16 protein-coding genes and 1 pseudogene are annotated in these 25,588 nt (G+C 63.8%); 6 read left to right on the top strand and 11 right to left on the bottom strand.

Annotated features, from left to right (window positions below; genetic code table 11):
• Window positions 1–9 precede the first annotated feature (9 nt).
• From ACVWZT_RS22230 to nfrB, 4 genes and pseudogenes are all read right to left on the bottom strand, one after another.
• Window positions 10–1,101, bottom strand: coding sequence for a diguanylate cyclase domain-containing protein (locus tag ACVWZT_RS22230; protein WP_457471442.1), 1,092 nt, complete (start codon window positions 1,099–1,101; stop codon window positions 10–12).
• 31 nt (window positions 1,102–1,132) lie between these two features.
• Window positions 1,133–1,972: a DUF4434 family protein gene (locus tag ACVWZT_RS22225; RefSeq protein ID WP_457471441.1), complete on the bottom strand. Its 840-nt coding sequence runs from the start codon at window positions 1,970–1,972 to the stop codon at window positions 1,133–1,135.
• Window positions 1,972–4,888 (bottom strand): annotated as a pseudogene (locus ACVWZT_RS22220) (phage receptor). The gene ACVWZT_RS22225 and the pseudogene ACVWZT_RS22220 overlap by 1 nt, the downstream one beginning before the upstream one ends.
• Window positions 4,885–7,059 carry a cyclic di-3',5'-guanylate-activated glycosyltransferase NfrB gene (gene nfrB, locus ACVWZT_RS22215; RefSeq protein WP_457471440.1) on the bottom strand — a complete coding sequence of 725 codons (2,175 nt, stop codon included), beginning with the start codon at window positions 7,057–7,059 and terminating at the stop codon, window positions 4,885–4,887. The pseudogene ACVWZT_RS22220 and the gene nfrB overlap by 4 nt, the downstream one beginning before the upstream one ends.
• Before the next feature lie 194 nt (window positions 7,060–7,253).
• Here nfrB and ACVWZT_RS22210 point away from each other — a divergent pair, with 194 nt between their 5' ends.
• A complete protein-coding gene (locus tag ACVWZT_RS22210; RefSeq protein ID WP_457471439.1) occupies window positions 7,254–7,685 on the top strand; it encodes a PACE efflux transporter in 432 nt (143 codons plus the stop codon).
• 185 nt (window positions 7,686–7,870) lie between these two features.
• On the top strand, window positions 7,871–9,433 hold the full coding sequence (ilvA, locus tag ACVWZT_RS22205) for a threonine ammonia-lyase, biosynthetic (RefSeq protein ID WP_296229759.1): 1,563 nt from the start codon (window positions 7,871–7,873) through the stop codon (window positions 9,431–9,433).
• 120 nt (window positions 9,434–9,553) lie between these two features.
• Here the strand turns inward: ilvA and ACVWZT_RS22200 are convergent, their stop codons facing one another.
• The 4 genes from ACVWZT_RS22200 to ACVWZT_RS22185 all read right to left on the bottom strand — a co-directional run bounded on the left by ACVWZT_RS22200 (window position 9,554) and on the right by ACVWZT_RS22185 (window position 16,972).
• The gene (locus tag ACVWZT_RS22200) at window positions 9,554–10,738 is read right to left on the bottom strand and encodes a hypothetical protein (RefSeq protein ID WP_457471438.1); all 1,185 of its coding nucleotides are present in this window, start codon (window positions 10,736–10,738) and stop codon (window positions 9,554–9,556) included.
• A 63-nt stretch (window positions 10,739–10,801) separates the two neighbouring features.
• A complete protein-coding gene (locus tag ACVWZT_RS22195; protein ID WP_457471436.1) occupies window positions 10,802–11,269 on the bottom strand; it encodes a VOC family protein in 468 nt (155 codons plus the stop codon).
• 109 nt (window positions 11,270–11,378) lie between these two features.
• Window positions 11,379–12,998: an NADP-dependent glyceraldehyde-3-phosphate dehydrogenase gene (locus ACVWZT_RS22190; protein ID WP_457471435.1), complete on the bottom strand. Its 1,620-nt coding sequence runs from the start codon at window positions 12,996–12,998 to the stop codon at window positions 11,379–11,381.
• A gap of 149 nt (window positions 12,999–13,147) precedes the next feature.
• Complete coding sequence (locus ACVWZT_RS22185) at window positions 13,148–16,972, bottom strand: dermonecrotic toxin domain-containing protein (RefSeq protein ID WP_457471433.1); 3,825 nt, start codon at window positions 16,970–16,972, stop codon at window positions 13,148–13,150.
• A 289-nt stretch (window positions 16,973–17,261) separates the two neighbouring features.
• Between ACVWZT_RS22185 and ACVWZT_RS22180 the strand changes: the two genes are divergently transcribed.
• The 3 genes from ACVWZT_RS22180 to ACVWZT_RS22170 all read left to right on the top strand — a co-directional run bounded on the left by ACVWZT_RS22180 (window position 17,262) and on the right by ACVWZT_RS22170 (window position 20,440).
• Window positions 17,262–18,416, top strand: a complete 1,155-nt coding sequence (locus tag ACVWZT_RS22180) for a hypothetical protein (protein WP_457471432.1) — start codon at window positions 17,262–17,264, stop codon at window positions 18,414–18,416.
• Window positions 18,417–18,488: 72 nt separating this feature from the next.
• Window positions 18,489–19,616 carry a glycosyltransferase 61 family protein gene (locus ACVWZT_RS22175; protein WP_457471430.1) on the top strand — a complete coding sequence of 376 codons (1,128 nt, stop codon included), beginning with the start codon at window positions 18,489–18,491 and terminating at the stop codon, window positions 19,614–19,616.
• Between the two features lie 35 nt (window positions 19,617–19,651).
• Window positions 19,652–20,440, top strand: coding sequence for a helix-turn-helix domain-containing protein (locus ACVWZT_RS22170; RefSeq protein WP_457471429.1), 789 nt, complete (start codon window positions 19,652–19,654; stop codon window positions 20,438–20,440).
• On the opposite strand, the gene ACVWZT_RS22165 is transcribed toward ACVWZT_RS22170, so the two are convergent.
• Window positions 20,416–21,024, bottom strand: a complete 609-nt coding sequence (locus ACVWZT_RS22165) for a LysE family translocator (RefSeq protein WP_296229751.1) — start codon at window positions 21,022–21,024, stop codon at window positions 20,416–20,418. The genes ACVWZT_RS22170 and ACVWZT_RS22165 overlap by 25 nt on opposite strands.
• A 279-nt stretch (window positions 21,025–21,303) precedes the next feature.
• Between ACVWZT_RS22165 and ACVWZT_RS22160 the strand changes: the two genes are divergently transcribed.
• A complete protein-coding gene (locus tag ACVWZT_RS22160) occupies window positions 21,304–22,875 on the top strand; it encodes a TerC family protein (RefSeq protein WP_457471427.1) in 1,572 nt (523 codons plus the stop codon).
• Here the strand turns inward: ACVWZT_RS22160 and rarD are convergent.
• Window positions 22,838–23,725, bottom strand: coding sequence for an EamA family transporter RarD (gene rarD / locus ACVWZT_RS22155; RefSeq protein ID WP_457471425.1), 888 nt, complete (start codon window positions 23,723–23,725; stop codon window positions 22,838–22,840). The genes ACVWZT_RS22160 and rarD overlap by 38 nt on opposite strands.
• Before the next feature lie 32 nt (window positions 23,726–23,757).
• On the bottom strand, window positions 23,758–25,344 hold the full coding sequence (locus ACVWZT_RS22150; protein WP_457471423.1) for an EAL domain-containing protein: 1,587 nt from the start codon (window positions 25,342–25,344) through the stop codon (window positions 23,758–23,760).
• Between the last annotated feature and the right edge of the window lie 244 nt (window positions 25,345–25,588).

Raw genomic sequence — 25,588 nt, 5'->3', positions numbered from 1 at the left:
CCTGGCCTGCTATTCGCTGTCTGCCAGCCGGGCCGACCACAGCACGAAGCGGTCCTTGCCAGTGTGCTTGGCTTCATACAGCGCCCGGTCAGCGCGCACCAGCACAGTGGTCAGGCTATCGCCCTGGTCGACCCGGGCCAGGCCGATGCTGACGGTCACCGGGTGCTCGCCAGTGTCCTCGCGTACCCGTTGGCACAACCCTGCCAGCCGTTGCTCGACGCCTTGCTGGTCCAGCCCCTGGAAAAAGATAGCGAACTCCTCGCCGCCCAGCCGCGCATACTCGAAACCGCTCATGCTCGCCTTGATATGCGTGGCCACGCGCTTGAGCACCTCATCGCCAACATCATGGCCGAAACGGTCATTCACTCGCTTGAAGTTGTCGATATCGATCATCGCCAGGTAGCGCTCGGACGTAGCCAGGCGCAGTTGGCGGTCGGCCTGGGTCATGAACGAGCGGCGGTTGGGGATTTCGGTCAGGGCGTCGATATAGGCCTGTTCCAGCAGCACCTTGGACAGATAGAAGTTGTGCAGCTTGGCCTTGCGCATCTGCAGGTAGCTGTAGATCACCAGGCCGCTGAGGAACACCGCGTAGCTGAGCAGCATGGCGCCTTCGAGCTCATCCACGTCGATACGGGTGTGATAGAACGGGTTGAGCACCACCCAGGTGATGGCCATGGCGCAGAAGAACGACCAGCGCCGAACCGGTAGCACCGACACGGCATACAGCACGGTGGACACGCCGAGTACCAGCCACACCGGGCGCCGGGCCACCGGGATGCCTTCGATCACCAGGCGCATGCCCAGGGTGATGACGATGATGAACAGCAGGTTGAGCACATCGAAGTGAGGGCTGCGGCGGGTGAACCGCAGCACCAGGGTGAGGCAGCCGAGCAGGGCGATGAACAGCCCGGACAGCCAGGTCAAGCCCTGGCCGCCGAGGAAGCTGACAATCAGGTCGAAGACCAGCCAGATCAGGATGCTGACGCAGAACACCAGCAAACAGAACGGGCGCATGGACTCGAATTCGTGCTGACGGAACTCGGCGCGCAGGGCGGCCGGGGCGACCTGCTTGCGAACGTGCGCTTCGATGGTCTTGAACATCGGTCGGCTCTCTAGGTATGGGCCTGGCGACTCAATTGTCGGGCAGAACACCGCGGGCCCAAGGCCGGTAACGCAAGTCGAACACCGCCTCGGCATGGCAGCCGCCGCCCAGTTGCGGTTCGGCGGGCTCGGCCCGGAACGCCTGCCCTGGCGCGCTCACCTGGCGGAACGCCTCGCGTACCACACCCACCCGGCACGGCAAGGCCTGCTCATAGCTTTGGCGCACCAGCGTGGGCAAGCGCCCGGTCCCGGTGCCGTCTTGCCACCACACCATCAACCCAAGGCCAGCCAGTTGATCCAGCCAGGCAGCATTGGCCCGTGGCGACAGTTTGCCCGCGCTGAAAGCACTGATGTGCAGCGGCCTGTCGAGCTGGCGGTTGAACGCTTGCAACTGGCCATACAGTGCATCGCGCCGTTCAGCGTCACGAAAATGCAGGTCGTCCAGTTCCATCGGCAGGTACCAGCCAGCCACCGGCAACTGCCAGGTCTGGCGCAGTTGCCGGTACTGGTTGAGCGAACGACCCAGCTGCGCCTTCCAGTAACTGTTCAGGCCGTCCCCATCCAGCTCGTCGAGGCGCTGGTAATAGGCCGGGTCCAGGTACAGCCCGAGCACCAGCTGCAGGCCTTCGGCCTGGGCGCTGCGCAGGCTGTTTGCCAGCCAGCCGCGGGCTCCCCCGAAATCGCTGTCGCCATAGGCGCTCCATTGCACGATCAGGGTCTTGCCGCCCTGGGCCACGGTGGCCCGCCATAGCTGCTGCCATTGGTCGGGGGGGATGCCGGCGTCGCGGTTGAGGGGCTGGTAGAACAGGCGCTGGTCGGCGCTGGCCGGCAGGCACAGGGCGAGCAGGCAGAGGGCCAGGAACGTACGCATCAGAAGGTCATCTCCGCACCGACCAGCACGCCGTTGGCGCGCTCGTATAGATTGCCACCCAGCGCTTGCTGGTATTCGGCACGCACTTTCAGCGAACCGCGATAGGCGTTGTAGCGGTCGTCATCGAACCACCATTGCCAGCGCACGCCGACCCCGGCCCGGGCGTCCTGGCGCCAGTCGTTGCTCGGGTCCTGACTGGAGAACTCGACAAAGCCGTACGGCATGAGGGTTTGCGGTGAACTGCCCGGCAGCTTCCAGGTGTGGCCCTGCTGGTAGCGTGACAACCAGGCGTGGTCGCCGGCGCGGGTCCACCAGGCGGCGTCGAGGTAGAGGAAGCGCTCGTTCCAGTCGTCTTCATCGACCCGCCAGTCGTTGCGCCAGGCGCCCTGGTCGAGGAACGAGGCGGTGGCGCGCAACAGCAGGTCATTGCTCGACTCGGCATGCTGGCGCAGGTCGCCCCAGTTGCCGCCGACCTTGGCCGGGCTCAGCAACTGGCCGAGGCTCAGGCCGCGGTAGTGCGCCTCGTCGACCTGGCGCTGGTGGTACAGCTCGGCGTACAGGTTGAGGTTGGCCTGGCCGAGCGGCTTGTAGCGCAGGCCGACGCCGGTGCCCATGCTTTGTGCGTAGTCGGTACGGTTTTGCCCACCGAACAGCACCCGGCCATACACCGACAGGGTGCTGCCGTTGCGGCTGGGCTCTTCACCCAGGGCATGGTCCCACATGGCCAGCTGCACGTTCTGCGATTGTGCCTGGCGCGCGGTGCCACCGCGCTGGCCATTGTCGAGGAACCTGTCGTTGGTCGAGGTACCGGCCGGCGACCAGGTGCTGGCCAGGGTGATGGTGTCGCGCCGCGACAGGCTTTCATGGGCCCGGCGCTGGCGATACTTGCGGGCTTCCAGGCTGCCATATTCATCGCCACCGTCGACCAGGTCCTGCTCCACATCCAGCACCCGGCGCAGCTGGCGACGTGCGGCGGCGCTGTCTTCGACTTCGTCGTAGCGCAGGGCCAGCGTCTCGCCCAGGCGGTAGTCCTCAGGGAAGTCGTGGGTGGCACGCTCCAGCAACGGGATTGACTGGCGGCGCTGGGCTTTGTCGGCCGAGCCGGCCAGGCGCATGCCGTAGTCGGCGCGATAACGCGGTTGGTCCGGGGCCAGGCGCACGGCTTCGGCCAGCCAGGCGGTGCTTTGCGCGCGGTCGCCGGCCAGTTGCGCGGTGCTGGCGGCAGCGTAGTAATGGTCGGCTCGCGGGTCATGCGCCAGGGCCTGGCGCTGCAAGCCCAGCGCCGCCTGATAATCGCCTTGCTGCTGGGCGATAGCGGCACCCAGCGCCCAATCGTCGGCGCTATGGTGCCCGGCAGCTTCCCAATAGCGCCGTGCCGCCTGCGGGTCACCGGCGTTCAGCGCGCCACGCGCAGCGGTAAGGCGGGCGTTTTCGGTCCAGGTACTGTCTGGCAAGCTGCGCCAGATGGCCAGGGCAGCCTCGGAATCGCCGGCGGCCTCGAGGGCATAGGCCAGCGGCAGGCGGCTGCCGCGGTCGCCCAGGCGCTCGGCGGCCTGGTAGTAGACGACGGCTTCTCCGGGCTGGTCGGGCATGGCGCAGCGGCCCAGCGCGCGGTATTGGCCGGGTTCGCTGGGGGTGGCCGGTATCACCTGGCGCACGGCATCGCAGTGGCCAGCCTCGGCCAGGCGGCCGAGCAGCTGGGCGCGGGTATTGACATCGACCTGGGGAATCAGGCCAAGCATGCGCTGGCGCTGCAGCGGCCCGTCGTTACGTGCATACAGGTTGCCCAGGCGCTGCAGCAGCGACGGCGTGAGGCGGCCCTGGCGGCGGTCGTAGGCCTGCTCCAGCAGTTGCCGGGCATGATCGGTGTGGCCTTGCTGCGTCAGCAGGAAGGTGGTTTGTTCCAGTGCGGCCAGGTCGCCGCTTTGCCGGTAGCGCTTCTCCCATTCGGCGGCTGTGCGTGGTTGCGGTGGCTGGGGTGGGTCGCCGTAAAGGCGCTGTCTGAGCACGGCGTAGGCCTTTGGGTCGGTGCTGGTATTGCAGCCCTTGAACTGCTCGCGCGCCAGCGCCGGGTCACGGCGCGACAGCCAGTCGACGGTTTCCAGGCAGGGGCGTTGCAGTTCGTTGCTCAGGCGTTGGACCAGCGCGGCGTCCTGCCCCTGGCGAGCCAGTTCCCACAGCTGCTGGCGCTGTACCGGCTGGTTCAGTTGCGCGGCCGGCAGCGCTTGCAGCCAGCGCTGGGCCTGCTGGTTCTGGCCGACGGCGATGGCCCGGTTGGCCATGGCCAGGCGAGCCTGGTTGGCGGCTTCGGCGGATGGGGCGCTGGGCAGCCAGTGGCTGCAGCTGTTCGATGGTTTCCTTCCAGTTACGCAGCTGTTCGGCAAAGTTGGCCTTGGCCAGGCGCAAGACCTGGCCATCTTCCTGTGGTGGCAGGTGATTGAGCCAGTCCAGCGCCCTGGCGGCTCCGCCGGACTTGGCCAGGCTCAAGCTATAGGCCTGCCACAGATGTACACGCTGGGCGCCAGCGCTGCTGGCCAGCCAGCGCTCCACCTCGCTGGCCGGGGGTGGGTCCTGCTCGATCCAGCTCAGGCGCAGTTCGAGCAGGGCGTTGGCATGCACCGGGCTGTCGCCCAGTTGCGCGGCCAGCGCTTCGGCCTCCTTGTAGCGGCGTTGATGGGCCAGGGCCTCCACCAATAGCGAGCGCGCTTCGTCATTGTTCGGTACCCGGTCGAGCACATGGCGGGTCAGGCGCTCGACCTCGGCCCAGTTGTCCTTCTTCGCCTCGCGGTAGCTGCGCTCCATGAACGGGTAGCTGGTGAACCGCTGGAAGTCGGTCATCGGCGTCGAGGCAGCAGCGGGCAGGGCGGCGGAGCACAGCAACAGGCCAGTGAAAGTGAGGGAAAAGCGCGGCTTCATGCCACCTCCCGGGTCAGGTCAAAGGCGGCCTGCTGTTCGCTGGCCTGTTCGATCAGGGCCTGCTGCAGCACCTGCTCGGTGATGATGCCGCGAGTGATCAGGTATTCGCCGAGGCTTTGCTGTTCGGGGTTGAAGTCGATCAGCGCCTGGTTGAACAGGGTGACCGGTACCATGCCGCGCACCTGCAACAGGGCACCCAGCATCACCTGGTGGTGGCTGACCCGTTCCAGCAGCGCTTCGTCGTCCTGGTTGCGTTCCAGGACGGCCAGCATCTCGCGGGTTTCCGGCTTTTGCCAGGGGCTCGGGTAGTGGTAGCGCAGGCCCAGGGTTACCCGACCCTGTGGCGCCAGGCGGGCGCTGACCGGGCGTTTCAGTTGACGGCTCATGACCCCCAGCGACACCTGGCTGACCGGGCTTTCGCTGGCCAGGATCAGCGTGTTGCCGTCTTCGTCCACCGGTAACACGCCATAGTGGGTCGCCAGCTTGCGTGGCAGTTTGGCGATCAGTTGTGGGTCAAGCTTGAACGGGTTGAGCGGTGCCCAGGGCAGGTCGAGTTGTTCGGCCAGGGTCGCTACCAGCTGTTCGCTGTCCAGCCAGCCGCGCAGCAGCAGCTCGCGGCCCAGGCGTCGGCGTACCGGGCTGGTGATCGCCTGTTGCAGCTGTTCGTCGCTGATCAGGCCCTTGGCCACCAGGCGTTGGCCCAGCGGGGTGCGGGCTGGCGCGGCAATGGCAGGAAATTCGTGAGTGGTCTTGTCCCAGGCCACGCGCCGCGAGTCGCCCATTTCCATCACCTGGCGCAAGGCGCGCAGGTTGGCGAAGAAGTTGACGAAGTTGCTCCACATCATCCGCGGCGCGGACAGCAGGCCCTCGCCAATACCATAGAAGCGGGTGACGAACCAGGCGCGCTGGAACAGGCGGTTGACCAGCAGCAGCCCGTTCAGCCACAGCAGGGTGGCCAACAGCGGGCTGTCATCGAGGATGGACATGAAGCGCCATGACTCTGGCGCAATTACCGTGACCAGCCACATGGCCAGCAGCACCAGCAGCAACAGGTTGACCAGGAAGCTAAGCAGGTAGGCGAACAGCCCGCGACGGTCACGCCAGAGGAAGTAGTTGAGGGCGCCTTTGCGGCTCCAGCCAAGGTTGCTGGTGCCCTGGAACACGATGCCGACGATCCACCGCGATTTCTGCCGAATGGCATGTTGCCAGTCGCGCGGAAAATGCTCGCGTACGCAGATCACCTGGGAGAATTCACGGCTCATGCCCGGGCGCCATTCCTGCTTCAGGGTCAGCGCCGGGTCGGTGATGGAATAGCGGGCAAAAATGCACTTCATGCCCTTTTGCTTCAGGCGAAAGCCGATGTCGTAGTCTTCGGTAAGGCTCTGCACGTCGAAGGCGATGCCGTCGCCATCCTCGAGCAGCGCGGCGATGGCGCGGCGGCTGAAACAGGTCCCGACGCCGGCGCTCGGTACCTGACCGGTCAAGGCTTCGCGCACGATCACGTCCTTGCCGTGATTCTCGGCAAACTCATCGACGTAGTGGCCGGCGGTGAAGCCTTTCCATTCCGGTGCATAGGGGTACACCGGGATCTGGATCATGTCCTTGTTCGGCAGCAGGTAGTTGAACAGGCGCAGCTCCATGGGCGAGATCACGTCTTCGGCGTCGTGCAGGATGAAACCGGCGAATTCGATACCGGCGTCCTGCTGGAAACGCAGCAGGGCGTCGATGATGTTGTTCAGACAGTCAGCCTTGCTGGTGGGGCCGGGGCGCGCGCAGACCACCTTGTGTACGTTGGGGTAGTGCAGGCACACCGCGTCGACATCGGCCTGGGTTTGCGGGTCATTGGGGTAGGTGCCGACGAAGATCTGATAGTTCTCGTAGTCGATGGTCGAGGCGGCGAGGCGCGCCATTTCGCCCACCACACCCACTTCGTTCCAGGCCGGCACCATGATGGCCAAGGGTTTTTCCGGCACTTCGAACAGGCGCTTCTCGTCGGCCTTTTCGTATTTGTCATAGATGCGGAAGCGCCGGATCAGCTTGCGGCCCCAGAAACACAGGTCGATGAACAGGTCATCCAGGCCCAGCAGGAACATCAGCGAGGCCAGGACGATCGCGAGGATCTTCAGGCCGAACAGCACGTAGGTCAGAAAGTCGATGAATGCCAGGCTCATGTGCCGACCACCGGCAGTAAGGCGTAAGCCATTGTATTTGGTCCTCGTTCGGTTCCTTGGACGAAGTTGTACGACATTCGGCGTTTGTACTGGATAGATACAAGCAGCCGAATGCCGGGTTGTCCAAATTTCAGGCTTTTTCTTACAAGCCACTTCTTGTAGTTTACAGATCGTTTATCCAGGGAGCAGGGAACATGCAAGGCAAGGCACGCAAGATCGTCCAGGCCATTCTCTACGAAGCCATCGCTGTCGCCTGCGTGGCGCCCGCGCTGGAACTGGCGTTCGGCGCCGGCATGGCGCAGTCGACCGTGCTCTCGGTGCTGATGTCGGCCATCGCGATGAGCTGGAACATGGCCTACAACTGGGTGTTCGAGCGCTGGGAAGTGCGCCAGCGCCGACGTGAGCGCACCTTCCTGCGGCGCCTTCTGCACGCTCTGGGCTTCGAGGGCGGGTTGGTGCTGATTCTGCTGCCGCTGGTGGCCTACTGGTTGCAGGTCAGCCTTTGGGCGGCGCTGCTGACCAACCTGGCGCTGTTCGTGTTTTTCTTCGTTTATGCGTTCGTCTTCCAGTGGGGCTTCGACAAGGTATTCGATGTGCCGCTCTCGGCGCAGCAGGCGAAGTGTTGACTTCAAGCCGCACTAGCGGCTAAGTTTCTACCCCATGAGAACTTTCCCGCACGCCCACGCCATTATTATTACCGCCATTATCAGCTTGGCGGGCTAGCGCGTACGTGCACCGAACCCGCCCTGGAGGCGGGTTTTTTCTCTCTGACTCCTGGGCAACGTGAATAAAAGCCAAGGAGTTGCCATCGATGACCAGCCTCAACGTCAGCCCTCGTATCTCGAGCCCCGTGCAGCAACTGCTGTCGGAGCAGGTGCGCCGTATCCTGTCCGCGCCGGTTTACGACCTGGCCATCGAGACGCCTTTGCAAGCCGCGCCCGCGTTGTCCGCCAGCCTTGGCAACCAGGTGCTGCTCAAGCGCGAAGACCTGCAACCAACGTTCTCGTTCAAGATCCGCGGTGCCTACACGCGTCTTTCGCGTCTGAGCACGGCACAGCGCGAACGCGGGGTAATCACCGCGTCGGCGGGCAACCATGCCCAGGGCGTAGCCCTGGCAGCCTCGCACCTGGGTATGAAAGCCACCATTGTCATGCCTACCACGACACCGTCACTGAAAGTGGAAGGTGTACGTTCGCGTGGTGGCCATGTCGTATTGCAGGGTGAGAGCTTTCCCCATGCCCTGGCCCACGCGCTGAAGCTGGCGGACAGCGAAGGCGCCACCTTCGTGCCGCCGTTCGATGACCCGGATGTGATTGCCGGGCAAGGCACCGTGGCCATGGAAATCCTCCGTCAGTGCCCGGGTGCGCTGGACGCGATCTTCGTGCCGGTTGGCGGTGGCGGGCTGATCGCTGGCATTGCCGCCTATGTGAAGTACCTGCGCCCGGAGGTGAAGGTGATTGGCGTCGAGCCGGAAGACTCCAATTGCCTGCAGGCCGCCATGGCCGCTGGCGAACGGGTGATCCTGCCGCAGGTCGGCACCTTCGCCGATGGTGTGGCGGTGGCGCAGGTGGGGGCCCATTGCTTCGAGCTGTGCCGGCATTTCGTCGATGAGGTACTGACCGTGAGCAACGATGAGCTGTGCGCAGCGATCAAGGACATCTACGACGACACCCGTTCCATCACCGAGCCATCCGGAGCCCTGGCTGTGGCCGGAATCAAGAAGTACGTGGCGCGCCATGGCGTGCAGGGACAGACCTTGGTGGCTATCGATTCCGGCGCCAACGTCAATTTCGACCGCCTGCGCCACGTCGCCGAGCGCGCCGAGCTGGGCGAGCAACGCGAAGCGATCATTGCCGTTACCATCCCGGAACAGCCGGGCAGCTTCCGTGCCTTCTGCCGGGCGCTGGGCAAGCGCCAGATCACTGAGTTCAACTACCGCTACTATCCTGGCAAGGAGGCGCGCCTGTTCGTGGGGGTACAGACCCACCCGCTGCACGACCCGCGCGAACGATTGCTGGCCAGCTTGCGCGAGCAGGGCTACAGCGTACTGGACCTGACCGACAACGAACTGGCCAAGTTGCATGTGCGTCATACAGTGGGCGGCCATGCCGCGCCGGGTGCTGACGAGCGGGTGCTGCGCTTCGAGTTCCCGGAACGCCCGGGGGCCTTGCTGGGCTTCCTGGAGCGATTGGGCAAGCAGTGGAACATCAGCCTGTTCCATTACCGCAACCATGGGGCGGCAGAGGCACGCGTGTTCGCTGCACTGGAAGTGCCGGGGGATGAGCTGGCGAGTTTGCCGCTGGCGCTGGATGAGATGGGGTACCGCTATTGGGACGAGACAGACAACCCGGCGTACAAGCTGTTTCTTGGCTGAACAGGTACCGGTAAAGCCGCTGTCTTGGCCAACATCCCAAGGCTACCAAACCTTGCAGGAGCGGATTCAGCCGCGATCACCGGCAGCGCCGGGGCCATTCACCGCGGCCTGCAATGGCATTCAGCGCTCACGCATGAAGAACCCCGCAACGTACTTGCGGAAGGTCTCCGGGCTCTTGAAGTCAGCGTAGCGCTTGAAGTTCTCGGTATCCGGCTCGGGCCCGATCGGCTGTTCCAGCAGCGATACCGACAGCACGCGGTCCTGGTCCGAGGTCAGCACCAGTTCATCCATCACCTCGCCGCCGATCACCGGGCGGCGCATCTGCACTTTCACGCCCTTGCTGGCCATCCAGTCGATCAGCGACACCAGCGCCTTGAGCGGTTCGCGCTCTTCATCGCGATACACCGGAAACAGGTGCGCCCGCGACAGCACCGGCACGCTGGCCACATGAATCAGTTCGTAGAACTGGCTGCCGGCGCTGGTCGGCGAGTACAGCGCCAAGGCCAGCAACGGCCCGGCGGTGCGGTTGCCACCCCAGTACAGATGATGCCCCTGGAAGTCCAGGCCGTCTGCATTGCCGTGGTTGAACAGCTTGCGCCCTTTGACCTGGTCCACGCAGTCCAGCAGCAGGCCGTGGCGGCGATGGCTGCCGAACACCGTGGCTTCGCGCAAGCGGGCCTTGAGCATCATCATGTGCTTCATGTCCAGGCGGGTTTCCAGGTAATTGCTGGCCGGCACCCGCTCCAGCAGCGGGTAGCGGCTGGCCACGCTGCGCAATTCAGCAAACTGCCCGGTCAGGTCCTTTTTCAGGTGAGTGGCATACAGGTTGAGGCCGCTGGTTTCGATCCAGGTCAGCAACAGCGCCAGCAGACGCTGCTGCTCGCGCCGCTCATGGTAGTCGCCGGTGGCACCTGGAGCGCTGCCACTGCGGAAGTCGCCGATCAGGCGCAGGGGCGTGTCCGGAGGTAGCCAGGCCGCAGGCGGCGTGGGCTGGCTTTCGCGCTCGGCAGCTTCCCGCTCGTCCTTGGTGAACGGGCAGCCCGGCGCATGCTCGGCGGTGCCGGGGTTGTTCTTGAGGAACAGCGTGCCGGTGTTGCCGTTCAGGGTGACATTGAGCACCGGCAAGGCATCGCTGCGGCAGTCACAGGCCAGCCACTGGTTGGCGCTGCGCACTTTCATCAGCAACTGGTTGGCCTGCAGCAGGCGCGGGCCGGCGAGGGTGCCGCTGGCAAAGCCGACCAGCAGCTCCTCTTCGGCGGGGGTCAGGCTGCGCACCTGTGCGGCGGTTTTGTCGATGATTCGCATGAAGCGGCTCCAGGCTAGGAGCGCCAAGCTTCAGGCAAAGCCGCGCCGCTTTCAACCCGCCGCTCAGTTGCCGGCGAACAGCTTGGCGGCACGGGCACGGATTTCGTCAGGGGACAGATCCTCCTTGTGGGTGGAAACGAACCAGATATTGCCGAATGGGTCTTTCAGCGTACCGCTACGGTCGCCATAGAACTGGTCTGTCACTGCACTCAGCTGGGTTGCGCCGGCTGCCACGGCCTGGTCGTAGACCTTGTCGCTGTCCTCGACATACAGGTGCAGCCCTACACCTGCGCCGCTGAGCTTCTGGCTGGCGGTGAGGCCGCCTTCCATGTCGCAGGGGTCGCCAAGCATCAGCGACGAGTCACCGATCTTCAGCTCGGCATGGCCAATGCGGCCACCGGGGGCCTCGAGACGGAACATCTCGACGGCGCCAAAGGCCTTTTTATAGAACTCGATGGCCTCGGCGGCATCGTTGATGGCCAGGTACGGGGTAATGCTGTGCTGGCCTTCGGGAATGGGTCTGGCTGCCATGTTCGATCTCCTTGGAAGTGGGCGCCGGATGGCGCCCTGTTGCTTAGAGTCGTTTGCGCGGATGGAAAATCGACCTTCTTGATAGATCGCTTGGCTATAAGCGCGGCGGTCAGAAGATGTAGTCGGTCGTCAGGAAGCTCGACTGACGGTTACGGATGATCTCGCTGATCAGTTCCTTGTTGGCTGCCTGGAAGCGCGTGGCCACCAGCGTACGGATCGAGAACACGCGCAGGGCGTCATGCACCGACAGGGTACCTTCGGCGCTGTTCTTGCGGCCATTGAAGGGGTAGGTGTCCGGGCCGCGCTGGCATTGCGCGTTGATGTTGATACGGCCGACCTGGTTGGCGAAGGTGTCGACCAGGCTGCCGATGGTTGCCGGGTCGTTGCCGAACAGGCTCAGCTGCTGGCCGTAGTCGGAGTCCAGGACATAATCGATCACCGTCTGCAGATCGCGGTAGGGCACCACTGGCACCAGTGGGCCGAACTGTTCCTCGTGGTACACGCGCATGTCGGGCTTCACCGGATACAGCACGGCCGGGTAGAAGAACGAGCCGCGGCTGTGCCCGCCACCTTCGTTGAGTACCCGTGCGCCTTTGGCCTTGGCATCGGCCACCAGGCCGTCGAGGTAATCGACCTTGCCGGGTTCTGGCAGAGGGGTCAGCGCTACACCAGGCTCCCAGGGCATGCCGGGCTTCAGTGCGGCCAGCTTGCGCTGGAACTTGTCGAGGAACGCATCCACCACGTCCTCGTGGACGAACAGGATCTTCAACGCCGTGCAGCGTTGGCCATTGAACGACAGCGCGCCGGTGACGGCTTCCTCGACAGCGTTGTCGAGGTCCACCTGGGGCAGGACGATGCCCGGGTTCTTGGCATCCAGCCCCAGCGCGGCGCGCAGACGGTGTGGGCGCGGGTGGAGTTTTTTCAGGTCACTGGCGGCCTTGTGCGTGCCGATGAAGGCGAACACATCGATCTTGCCGCTGGCCATCAGTGCGCTTACCGTTTCCCGGCCACGGCCATAGATGACGTTGATGACGCCTGGCGGGAAGCTGTCGCGGAACGCTTCGAGCAGTGGCCGAATCAGCAGTACGCCGAACTTGGCCGGTTTGAACACCACGGTGTTGCCCATGATCAGGGCCGGGATCAACGTGGTGAAGGTTTCGTTGAGCGGGTAGTTGTAAGGCCCCATGCACAGGGCTACACCCAGCGGCGCCCGACGGATCTGGCCCAGCGTGCCCTGTTCCAGCTCGAAGCGACTGGAGCGGCGGTCGAGGTCCTTGAGTGCATTGATGGTGTCGACTATATAGTCGCAGGTACGGTCGAATTCCTTTTCCGAATCCTTGAGGTTCTTGCCGATCTCCCACATCAGCAGCTTGACCACGGCCTGGCGCTGCTCGCGCATGCGCGCCAGGAACGCCTCGACGTGCTGGATGCGCTCGGCCACGCGCAGGGTCGGCCAGGCGCCGCGGCCTTTGTCGTAGGCCTGCACGGCGGCATCGAGGGCGGTGAGCGCGGTATCGGCATCGAGCAGCGGAGCGCTGCCCAGCACCACTTGGTGTTCTTCGTTGCCTTGCTTGAGCCAGACCGGGCTGCGCACCGTGGCCAGGGGGCCGTCCCAGCGCCTGAGCTCGCCGTTCACCAGGTAGTCGCGTTGTTCCAGGGGGGCTTCCAGGCGCCAGGGTTCCGGGATGTTTTCGGCGCTGGGGAAAAGTGAATCGAGCAGACGGTCCATGGGTACTGCACCTCACATTGCTGGGCGGGTTCAAAGCCGGGTGAAACGCTTCAGCTGCGAGCATGCACCGGCTGCCGTAAAAACACCAGTCTGGCTCAAGAGAAGCCGAGGTGCTTGCGCCTATACGGGTGGGCACCACGGTTCACTGGTCAAAGGGGCAGGTTGAAAAGCTGTGCGGGATAGTTCAGCCATTGCTGGCGCAATGCCGGATGCGCATCGATCAGCGCCAGGCGTCGCCAGAACTCTTCGCGTGCCAGGCGCGGATGCGACAGGAACGGTTCAAGGTCCAGGAGTGCCCGCAGATCACGCCGGTACTGCCGGGGCAAGCGTTGCCACAAGGCGGCTTCTGCCGGGCCTGTTTCTTCGAAGAACTCCTGATAGTCGTTTTCGTCCACCAGCAGGTCGACCTGGTGGGCGTCATTGTAGGCTTCAATTTGTTGCAGGACCGGCTCGCCCAACCAGTTGCTTTCCAGGTGCAGGGCGTTGGCGACAGGCGTGGGGACGATGAAGCCGTCAGGTAGTTGCTGGAACTGGTTGGCCGAAAGGTCCAGCACGAAGGGCTCGGTTATAGCGTCCAGACCCTGCGGCAGTTCGCTGAGCGCACACCCAGAAAGAAACAGCGACCGCAGCTGAGCAAGCCCATGCAGATCTGGCGCCTGAAGCAGCGGATTGTCAGTCAGATCCAGCAGTGCCAAGTGGGTGAACTGGTTGAGCATATGCTGGGCCTGGCCATCCCAGGTGAGGCGATTGCTGTCCATGTCCAGCCACAACAGGCTCTCAGGTTGTGCCAGTTGGGGCAGGCGGTCGAAGCGGCACTGGGTCAGGTTGAGCCACCTGAGGTTGGGAAAGCGTTCACAGAATGCCGTTGGCAGGCGGCTGAGTGAGCGGTTGTTACTGAGTGAAACGTGTTCGATGTGGGCGAAGTCGTCGGGCAGTGCCAGGCTTGCCAGGTCTTCGTCGTTCAGGTCGAGGCTGGACAAGTCGAGACTGAACAGGCGCTGATCCCCGCCAAGTGTCAGCGTGGAAAGGCGCCGCCACGCATTGATGATCGGACGGATCGCGCTTTGCCGCTGCGGCAGACGGGCAGGGTCGGCCTGAGCCCATAACCGAAGGTCTTGTCGCAGTGCTTCCAGGCGCTGTTGCAGGGCGCGCACCCGCTCGGTGGCTGAGCGCAGGTCGTAAAGGTCTGGATTTTCTTCCGGGTCCCCCAACCAGTCGGCGATTTCCGTATCAGTGGCAGCAGGGAATACGCGGCGGTAGGCTGCTGCCAGCGAGCCGGTCTGACGGGGATGGGCCGGCAGAGGCTCCAAGGGGGCTCCAGCGCGCAGCCCGATGTGCGTTTTACCCCGCACGGCGCGCATACCCCACATCCGTCGCGCCAACAGCGTGCGGTGTTGAGCGGCCCATGCCAGCACCCGCTGGCGCAGTACGCGGCCGTCAGCTTGTGCGATGCCTAGCGCTTCGCGATGTTGGCGTGGCAGCGCCTGTTCCACCGCTCGGCATAGGTCGTTGTCACGCATCCCCGGGGCGGGGCGCTGACCCAGGTCGGCCTCGTAGCCCTCGATGGATTTGATCACTCGGCTCAGTCTGCCGGCCCGAAGGCTACCGACTTGATCCAGCCTTGGGCCATCCGGCCCACCTGCACGAAGCTCCAGGCGCAGGTCTGCAGGCCAGCCAGGCATGGCGTCGCAGGCGCTGAACAGCAGCCGCTCGCTGTCGGCGCTGGCCCTGGCCGGTTGCAGCAACCCCTCCAGGGCACGGACCAATGGTAGTTCGTGGTGAACCTGTTCTATCTGCTGGCGAACCACAGGTGGTAACTTGCCGTGCTGTTGCCAGGCGAGTGATTCGGCATTGTCCAGGGGCGCCAGCAGGCGCTTTGCCAGTGCCGGGGAAAGCCGCGGATAGGCCGCGAGCAACTGCTGGCAGGACGGATCGATGGGGGCGCTGCCGTCATAGAGTTGCTCGAACAGGTCTGGGGGGGCCTCGGCACCTGAAGCATCGACCTCGGCTTGTGCTGCCATGCGCTGCAGGGTATCGAGCAACAATGGCGGAGCGGGCCGGCCCTGCAGGTGTACCTGACGCAAGCACGCCTCATCGATGCCACACAGGCGCGCGGCCTGCTCCATTTGCTCTGCGGTAAATGCCGCATATCGCTCGCCCAGGCGGCGCACAAGCTTGACGAAGGACCATGCGCCCGGCTGCTCATGCGCGCCGCGCCAGGCGCCGTGCCCGTTGTGCTCCAGTGGTGGCCTCCAGGCTTCCGGTTGCTGCGGATGAATGATTCGCCATTGCTGCAGACGTGGGTCGAAGCGTTGCTCGTACAGCTCACCGTCCAGGCGAATGAAGTGACGCTGTTGATACAGGTACTGGCCTTGCGCGTTGGGCTGCAGGTGTTCAGGCAACTGCAGGCTGCTGCGGTAGGGCAGCAAGTCCTGATTCCACAGCTTGTACTGCCCGTCGTCGGCGCGTACTTCCTGCAGGTTGTTCAGCAATGGGCTGTCGAAAAGTCTGGGCAGCACACGACCGGCTGCAGCAACACCGCCAATAAGCGCGAGGTTGATACCTACGGCTTCCAGATGATGCAGCGCCAGATGGCGGTCGCCTGCTTCCCAGGCGTCGTAGCCTTCGAAAACCTCACCGAGCAATTGGCAGGCCGTGACAGCGAGCATCAGTGAGCCAATGGCCGGGACAAAGAACCCCGCGACCATCAGTGCATCCAGGCCCAGGCTCTCCCATTCTTCCATGCGCCTGGTCCGCGCCTGGGCATCGGCTGTTGCAGTCGGCACTGCAACAAGGCTGGCTTCATGCAGCAGGCGGGCCACGTGCTGGTCCTGGTAATAGCCGAAAGGCTCTGTCGGGAGGGCCTGGCGCGACGGGCGCAGGTCCGCCTGCGCAGCGCGCTGCCACGGGAGATTGAAGTCGGTATCACCGCTGGCATCGAGGTTTTGCTGCAGCAGGTCCAGAAAATGGCGCCTCTCGTCCCGCATGACGTAGCCGGCAAATGCCCGACGCTCAGCGGGCTCGAGCAGCAGGCAGGCGAGTGCATCGTGCGCCGCTTCAAGGTCCCGGCATTGACGCAGGGACGGCTCATGGTCGGGCAGATACAGCATCAACCCGGAACGGCCGGCATCAATCAGCATGACGTCGTGCAGTAGAGTGCCGAACAATGCCAGTTGCCAGCATTGCACGTGCTCACCCTGCACAAGCCGTTCTACCTGGTCGCGAGCCCGGCCATCGAGCAAGTGCTGCAAGTAGGCGAGGTCGGCTGCCAGGCGCAGGCGCTGGCGCTGAAGCTCGATGGCTTGCACACGGACTTGCGGTCGGGTGAAGTGCTGTGCCAGATGAGCGTTATAGGCGCCGCCCAGGTCCAGTTCACGGCAGAGTGAGGCAAACGCCGCAGGCGTAAGAGGCAGGCGCTCTACTTGGTAGCGCTCCGACATCAGGGTGAAGTGAGCAGCCGGTACTTGCATGCCAAGCGGTGCAGAGCCTTGTACCTGAAGCGGTGTTACCTGAATGCTGTCACTCAGGGCGATGGCGCTCTCGGGCGTGAACGTCTCGTCCGAGGCGAAGTTCTGCAGGGCAGCCTGCAACAGGTTGTCACGGCGATGACTGTACAGATAGCGCAGGCCCACCCAGTGCCAGCGGCGCTCGACCCTCAGCAGTTGGCTATGGCGCAGCGGCGCATGAAAGCCTCGTTCGGCAAGGTGCGCCTCGAGCATGGGCTGCGCAAATTCTGTGATTTGTTTCAAGCCTTTGAGTGATCGGGCCATGGCTGCCTGCGCGTGCTGTAGGCGCGTATGGCTTGTGTCCACCGCCTGGCGCAGGTCGGGGGCTGCATTGGCGTACCAGTCCTGCGCCTGCCACGGGGCGACCTGGGTTTGCTTCAACGCCGCCCACTGGTCCGATGTCAGTTGGCGAGCCCAGCACGGCAGCCGCGCTTCGAGCAAGGGTTGATGAAGGTTGTTGGCTAACATGACGATGCTCCTTCTTGTTCAAGAAGGCATCAAACGCTGATTATCAATAGCCAGGTGGTAACGGAATAACGCGTGCTGGGCTGGCTGACGGAGCATGACGTGTCCAGCCAGTTTGCCATTCAGGAAATTGGCGCCATGAAACGATACCAAAGGGCGAGAAGGGGACGCGAAATGCAATCAGGTTGCCACTTGCGAAAGCAATCGCCCGCACCTTAACTGATTAACCGATAGGGGGCTTTGTCAAGTGTACCGATAGACCTAAAGCACATCGCAGGACTTCGAAGAAGAAATGAAAGCGACCTTGACGGCATTGGCGCGAAAACACATTTCGCCCTCGATACGCTACGAGATGAGACATTTTTCCAGGCGCGTGCGTGAGGGCCTGGCGCGTGCCTGTTTCTGGCGTTGGGAAGTTGCCAGGTTCCGCTTGCAGCAGGAAAGCCCCTACGAAATTGTCTATATCGGGCGGAAGCAGCAAAGGGAAATGGCCAAGCTGCTGGTCGCTGGCAAGGGCCAGGGCAGTACCGCAACCATCGACAGCACAAATGCGCCGAAGGCAGCCGATCACCGCGTGGTGATCAGCGAAATGCCGACGGCGGGGGCGTTGTCGGTGCCGCATTATATAAGTGCCGTGGTGCCGCTGGGCCGTCCGCTGGAGGCCATAACGGCGCGCTACGACAGTGAGCTCAGACGCAGCATTCGCAAGCATCGGCCCCTGTACCGCATGCGCCAGGCCCTGGCCGACGAGGAGATCGCCATGGCTGACCGCGACCTTCTGCGCCCCTATGCCAGCGCCAGGCAGGGTATTCATGCCGCACAGTTCCCCACGGCAGAAGTGTTTCGCATTGCCAGGAGCATTGGTCGGCTCGACCTGATCACCTTGGACGATGAGGTGATTGGCTGCCACCTGGGCTGCGAAGTGGTGCGCGGTGGCAAACGTTATTGGAGCACATTGCGTTTCGGCTATTGCGAGGCGGTGTTCTCCGATGCGCGCAAGTTGCGCGAGGTGAATTCGATCACTACGTTCATGGCGTTGGAGTGGGCACTGGAGCAGGGGTTTGATTATTACGACATCGGCCTTTGCCTGGCGCGCCCGGATGACGGCCTGTTGAAATGGAAGCGCCGCCGCGGTGGTGATATCGATTCGCTGGGCAACCATGCCTATCTGTTTGTCCGCCTGCCCCGGACCGGCACAGCGAAGTTTCTCTGGGACACACCGATGTTTGCGGTGGAAGGCGGCAAACTCACCTTGCATCTGGGGCTGCCCGACGGCCCGAGTGACGAGGAAGTGGCCAGCCGCTATCAGGAAATGGTGTTTGGCGGTGTGCACAAGATCTATCTCTATGGCAGTAACGGTGCGGGTGACTCGTTCCTGGAAACCTTGCGCAGCCGTTACGCCAACCTGCAGTCACCGCCCACCATGGAGCGGGTCATGTGCAGCTGAAAGCTGTCGAGGCTGTGTTGACCGGGCGCGCCGTGCCAGGTGTTTGGCTTCGTCACCTAGGGAGGACGCTTCATGGAGAGCAATAGCTCGCAGTTCAGTGCATCGCCGCTCGCCCGGCAGCACACCTGGACCCTGGCTGCCTACCGCTACATGCTGCGCAAACGCCTGGGCAGGCACAGCGTCACCGACCTCAGAAGCATTGCAGCCAGGAGCTGGGAGATCGCTCCTGGTGAGCTCACGGTCTCTCCACCGGCCTTCTACCTGCCAGGCCAGCTGGAGCGGGTGACGGGCTGGGAGGGCAAGCGCTTTTATCCGTACGTGCATCCGGGTCCGACCATGCAGGGTGGCATCAGCGTGCAGCAAGCGCCTACCCGCGGTTACCTGATCAAGGATGTGTGGCTGGTCGAGGGGGCACTGTACAAGGGCAGGGCCTGCCACTGGCTGTCGCTCAAGCCCAGACCCTTTCCGACCATCAGCGTGGACCACGAAGTCGATCGCGCGGCGATCTACTGCACGCAGAATGGCAATACCTGGTTCGGCACCTGGATCGCGGAAGACTGCCCAACCTATGCGCTGGCCTGCAACGAGGGCGTACCGGTAACCACCGCGCCGTCGGCGAGGTTCCCGTTGTATGCCCAGGCGCCGGCCTATGAAGACTGGCTGGAGATGAAACCGCTACGCCTGCGCAGCGCGTTCTTCCGCGAACTTGTGCTGTTCGATGACCAGGGCAACAACCGCAGCCGGCATGTCCGCTACCGGGCCATGGGCGACAAGTTGCTGGCGCACGTGGCGCATGCCCCGCACCCTGGCGTGTTCCTGCTGCGCGGGGGCGACGGCGACTTGCGCCTGTTGCGCAATGAGCTGGCGCTGGCCGAGCACTTGCGGGCCACCCGCGGTTTTCGCATCGTCGATCCGTTGAAGTCCGATGTACCCGATATCGTGGCGGCTTGCGCCGGGGCAAGGGTGGTGATTGGCGTGGAGGGTAGCCAGCTGGTGCACGGCTTGAACGTACTGCAACCCGGCGGTTGCCTGCTGACTTTGCAACCGCCGAACCGGTTCGTCAGCTACTACAAGTATCTGACGGATCGTGACGACCAGCATTTCGGCTTTGTGGTCGGGACCCCGGAAGGCAATGGTTTCACCGTCGATATCGGCGAAGTGGAACGGACGCTCGACCTGTTCCCCCGGCAAAGTGTGTAGTATCCGGATGCATGGCAGCGGCGAGCGGGGCGGGGATGATCGAAATATCAAGGTTCTGGCGCGATCCGGCATTGCCCTTCGTCGAGGCCCGACGGGTAGGGGATGGGCGTCAGGTGTGCTATGCCGCGCATTCCCACGAGAGCTTTTCCCTCGGGGTGATCACCGGAGGGCGCAGCACCTACCGCAACGCGGACCGGCACATCGAGGTGGAGGCCGGTACCACGGTGCTGATGAACCCAGGCGTGGTGCACGCCTGCAATCCCATCGCAGGGAAGCCGTGGTCGTACCTGATGCTGTTTGTCGATATGCCCTGGCTGCAGGCGCAGGGTTTTACCTTGCCGGACCAGGCCTGGAGCCGCTCGCCAGCGCTGTACCGACAGCTGTTGCAGGTGTTCGCCGACCTTTTCGACGTCAGCCTGGCAGACCGGGAAAACCGCCTGGCAGCGCTGTTTGCCGCCTTGCCATCTCTGCTTGAGGCCGGTAGCGCCGACGTGCAAGACGCAGGTAACCCGCGCCTGGACGCCGCGGCAGCCTTCATACGTGCGCATCGCAGCGACCCGCTGAGCCTGGAAGACATCTGTGCAGCCTGCGGCTTGTCACGCTCCTACCTGATCCGGGCATTCCGCCAGCGCTTCGGCCTGACACCGCATGGCTACCTGCTCGACCAGCGCGTGCAACTGGCCAGGGCGCAGTTGCGCCAAGGGCGGGCAATTGCCGAGGTTGCGCAGGAGGCCGGGTTTGCCGACCAGGCGCACCTGCAGCGGGCCTTCAAGCAGCACCTGGCGACGACCCCCGGGCATTACCGCAAGGCTGCCGCTTGCTGACCTTGCATGAGCAGATAGACCGCACTGGCTAGCAGCAACAGCGCCAGGCCCCGATTCAGCAGGCGCAGGTGCCGAGGGTCTCCCAGGTACTGCCGAATCACGCTGCCTGCCCACGCCCAGCTGGCTACCGAGAGGAAACAGATCGGTGCATAGATCCAGGCAAACAGCCACAGCAACTGTTGCTCACCTGCGGTGTAGGCGCCGACGCCAGCCACTGCTGCCAGCCAGGCCTTTGGGTTGAGCCATTGCATGGCTGCGCCGTGCCACGCCGAGGGCGCCCGGAACAGGTGCGTGCTGCCCAGTTGCCCGTCGTCGCCAGCCAGCTTCCATGCCATGTACAGCAGAAACGCCACTCCGCCCCAGTGCAACAGCAGGCCCAGCAGTGGCCAGCGCAACAGCAACTGGTGCACACCCAGGCCGACCAGTACCAGCAGCAGACAGAAGCCCAGCGTGGCGCCAGCCACATGGGCCAGGCTGGCGCGCAGGCCATGACGGGCACCACTGCCCAGCGCGACGATGTTGACCGGGCCGGGGGAAATGGAAGCCGCCAGTGCGAAGGCGGCCATGGACAGTGACAGGCTCATGCGGAGCTCCGTTTGCTTGGGGGAGGCCGTTATCCTCGGCCATCGGCAGGCGGTGATATTGAAGAAAAGTACCCAGTGCCCAGCGCATTTTTGCCTGCGGGCTTGTTACAGGTTTTGTAATAGTTTTCTGTTATCGAGGTTGAATGTTCAGCCTGTACGATCCTGTTCCCTACTTGCAATCAAGGTCTGTATGAGCACCTTCGCGGAGCCCCCCGGTTTTCGGCCTTCACGGCCTCCCTTCCCCCGTCCTCGTGACGCTGCCCACATGAGTATCCGCTAATGGAATGGCTAGCCGACCCCACGGCCTGGCTAGGCCTGTTGACGCTTATCGTCCTCGAGTTGGTGCTGGGTATCGACAACCTGGTGTTCATTGCCATCCTCGCCGACAAGCTGCCACCGCATCAGCGCGACCGCGCGCGAGTGATCGGCCTGAGCCTGGCGCTGATCATGCGCCTGGGCCTGTTGGCCGGCATTTCCTGGATGGTCACCCTGACCGCGCCGTTGTTCGAGGTGTTCGACAAGCATTTCTCCGGCCGTGACCTGATCATGCTGTTCGGTGGCGTGTTCCTGCTGTTCAAGGCCACCATGGAGCTGCATGAACGCCTGGAAGGCCATGTGGCCCAGGCCAGCGGCGCGGTACGCCATGCCGCATTCTGGCCGATCGTGGCGCAGATCGTGGTGCTCGACGCGGTGTTCTCGCTGGACGCTGTCATCACTGCTGTGGGCATGGTTGAACAGCTATCGGTGATGATGATCGCGGTGATCTTCTCGATCGGCATCATGATCGTCGCCAGCAAGCCGCTGACCCGCTTCGTCAACGCCCACCCCACGGTGATCATGCTGTGCCTGGGCTTCCTGATGATGATCGGCTTCAGCCTGACCGCCGAAGGCCTGGGGTTCCATATTCCGAAGGGCTACCTGTACGCGGCGATCGGCTTCTCCATCCTGATCGAGCTGTTCAACCAGCTGGCCCGGGCCCGCCGCAAGCGCAGCCTGCAGCAGCATCGGCCGCTGCGTGAGCGTACTGCGCATGCCGTGCTGCGCTTGCTGGGTGGCCGCCGGGTCGAGGCTGACGAGGTGGGCGAAGAGATCGCCGACCTGGTCGACGGCGGCGGGGAACAGGTCGTGTTCGACCGCCGCGAGCGGGTGATGATCAGCGGCGTGCTGAACCTGGCCGAGCGGCCGATCCGCACGGTGATGACCGCCCGCGCCGAGGTCGATGTGATCGACCTGGCACAGCCGGCCGACGTCATCGCCCAGGCCTTGGCCAACTCGCCATACTCGCGCCTGCCGTTGATCCGTGATGGCCGGGTGGACGAGCCGCTGGGCTTCGTGCACAAGAAGGAACTGCTCAAGGAACTGCTTCTGGGCAACCAGCCGGACCTGGAGGGCATGGCACGGGCGCCGTTGAACTTGCTGGAACGCTTCAGCATACTCAACGCCCTGGAACAGATGCGTGGCCAATCCACCCACATTGCCTTCGTGGTCAACGAGTTCGGTGACTTTACCGGCCTGCTGACCATGACCGACATCCTTGAGTCGATTGCCGGTGAACTGCCCGATGCCAGCGAGGTTGAAGGGCCAGGCATCGTCCAGGACGGCGCGGGCTTCGTGGTCAGCGGTGCGGTGAACCTGAGCCAGGTGCAGGCACGCACCGGGTTCAGCGCCCGCGCCACCGAGGACTACCAGACCCTTGCGGGCCTGGTGATGAGCCTGCTTGACCGCCTGCCGATAGTCGGCGATCGCCTGGCCTGGAATGGCTGGACGCTGACCGTGGAGGCTGTGGAAGAACGGCGCGTGCGCCAGGTCCGGCTTACACCGAACGGCGACGCTGACGCAGCAAGTGCCTGATGCCTTCGACGATCAGCACCAGCACCGCAGCCCAGATCGGCAGGTAGGTCAGCCATTGGTCCGGGCCGATGGTTTCGCCGAGCAGCAGCGCCACGCCCACCAGCAGCACCGGTTCGACATAACTGAGCAGGCCGAACAGGCTGAAAGGCAGCAAGCGGCTGGCCAGGACATAGGCGATCAGGGCTGAAGCGCTGATCGCTCCGAGGAGCGGAATCAGCGCATACAGCCCGGGGTGTGCTTGCAGGTCGGTGGTCGAAAGCGGCCCCTGGATGACGAAATACAACGCCCAGGGCAACAGCAGGCACATGTCGCACCACAGGCCACCCAGGTGGTCTGTACGGCAGCGCCGACGCAACACGAAGTAGATGGGGTAGCCGATCGTTACCACCAGGGTTTCCCAGGCAAAACTGCCATGCTGGAACAGCTCGTGGCCTACGCCCAGCGCGGCACACGCCACCGCCACCTTCTGCAGGCGGGACAGCCGCTCGCCGTAGACCAGCCGCCCGGTCAGCACCATGGCCAGCGGCAGCAGGAAGTAACCCATCGACACTTCCAGGCTGCGCCCGTGCAGGGGCGCCCAGAGAAACAGCCACAGTTGCACCCCCATCAGCCACGACGTGCCGAGCATGCCCAGCGCCAGCAGCGGGGTGCGTTTTACCCGGGCGAGTAGTTCGCCCACCCGCTTCCAGTCTTTCGAGGCAAGCATGAACAGGGTGAGGCAAGGCAAGGTCAACAGCGTGCGCCAGCCAAAGATTTCCTCGCCGTCGAGTGGCGTGAGCAGCGAGGTATAGAAGTACATCACGGCGAACAGACAGGACGCCATGACCGACGAAAGAATGCCTTTTGACACGAATGCCTCGAATTGGGAGTTGAGCGACTGGATCAGCCGCGCATGATCTCAGGGGGCGCAGCTTGCGGCAACCGCGATGCGCCCGCATGTGTGGCCAGCGCTTCGAGGAACGCGGCCGCCGGCATGGGCCTGGCGTACAGGTAGCCCTGCTGGAAATCCACGTCGTGACGGGCCAGGTAGTCGCGCTGGGCTTCGGTTTCGACCCCCTCGGCGACGATGCCCAGCCCCAGCTTGGCCGACAGCTCGATGATGGTGTCGAGGATATGCACCGACAACGCGTCGCCACCGATCATGGCGACGAAGCTCTGGTCGATCTTCAGGTAGTCGACCTTGAACTGGCGCAGGTAATTGAGGCTGGACTGGCCGGTACCGAAGTCGTCAAGGGCAATTTTCACTCCCATGGCGTCCAGCTTTTCGAACAGCTCCATGGTGACCGGGGTGGCCGCGATCAGCTTGCGCTCGGTCAGCTCCAGGGTCAGCACCACCCGCCCAGGCGGGAAATGCTGGAGGAAGGTGCGGCAATCGTCCAGCAGGCTGAAGTCGCGGCAATGGTCGGCGGTGATGTTGATGCCGATATGAAAGCCGTCGTCCAGCAGCCCGGCATACGGCGCCAGGCTTTGCGCAGTATGGGTCATCAGGGCGCGGGTCATGGCGACGATCTGCCCGCTGTGTTCGGCGTAGGGGATGAACAGGTCGGGCCTCACCAGACCTTCCTGCGGGTGGTTCCAGCGCATCAGCACTTCGGCGCCGGCCCAGCGGTAGTCACCCTTGCGTACCACCGGCTGGAAATACGGCAGGAATTCGTCGGCCTCCAGGGCTCGGCGCAGTTCGGCACGGGGCGAAGTGATACGGCGTATCTGCCAGCGGCACACCAGCGCGGAAACCGCCCCCAGCACCAGCAGCAAGCCGAACAGGGCGGGGTAGTGGTTGCGCCAGAGCTGGCCTCGCCTGTCGCTGCCATAGCCACCCTGCACGCTGAACGGGTAGCGCGTCGAGCCAAACTGCACATTCGCCTTGGCCGCAGCGGGTGGCTGGCCCTGGCGTACGATGCCATCCTTGCCCAGCCAGGCATTGCCTACGCGAATCTGCAGCACTTCGTCAGGGCCGATCAGGCGCAGCGCAGTAAGCAGGTGCTCACCGTCCACCGTGCTGATCGCGCCTTGGTCACCCTTGCTGACCCGGTAGACCAGCAGTGGGTGGCCCGGGGTGACCGAGTTGCCATCCATCAGCCACAGCTTGCCGTCGGCGTAGTCGCCGGCGTTGACCGGCTCGTCGAAGTCGCCGAACAGCGAAGAACAATAAAGGGTGTCGTGCCTGAACAGGTTGGTCGAGCGGACGAAGGCGTTGCGCGTGACTTCTGCGCGCAATCTGAGCTCGACCTGCTCGCACGGGCTGCCGGCAAGCGGCAGCAGGGCATCGGCAGCGCTTGCCAGGTTGTCGAGAATACGTTCGACATGCGCCACCACCTGGCGGGTAGTGGCTTGGCTGCTGGCCTGCATCTCGCGTTCGACCTGCCAGTGCATCACGGCCAGGCCGCACACCACTGGCAGCACGCCGACGACCCAAGGCAGCAGGGTGCGCCAGGTCAGGCCGGCGCGACGTTTGGCGGTAAGGGGCATGCTGGCTGGTCTGCAAAAAGAATAACGAGAGGATAGCCGTTTGTCGGCATGGGTGAGTAACTAAAAACGCGACAAACGAATTTACGCCCTGTAGAATCGGTTTACGAATACAACAATAAGGTCCTTCAATGTTGAAGGATCAAGCCCGCCGAGAATGGGTCCATATGACATATCATGGGTTCAAGCTGATCATAGGTGACTTCCTCGCCCGCAGCGTGCGCGGAATTCCCTGCTCACCGCCGTT

Source organism: Pseudomonas sp. TE21394 (assembly GCF_054057835.1).
Note: the sequence above shows the minus strand (reverse complement) of the source record. Positions and strands in the feature narration are given on the sequence as shown.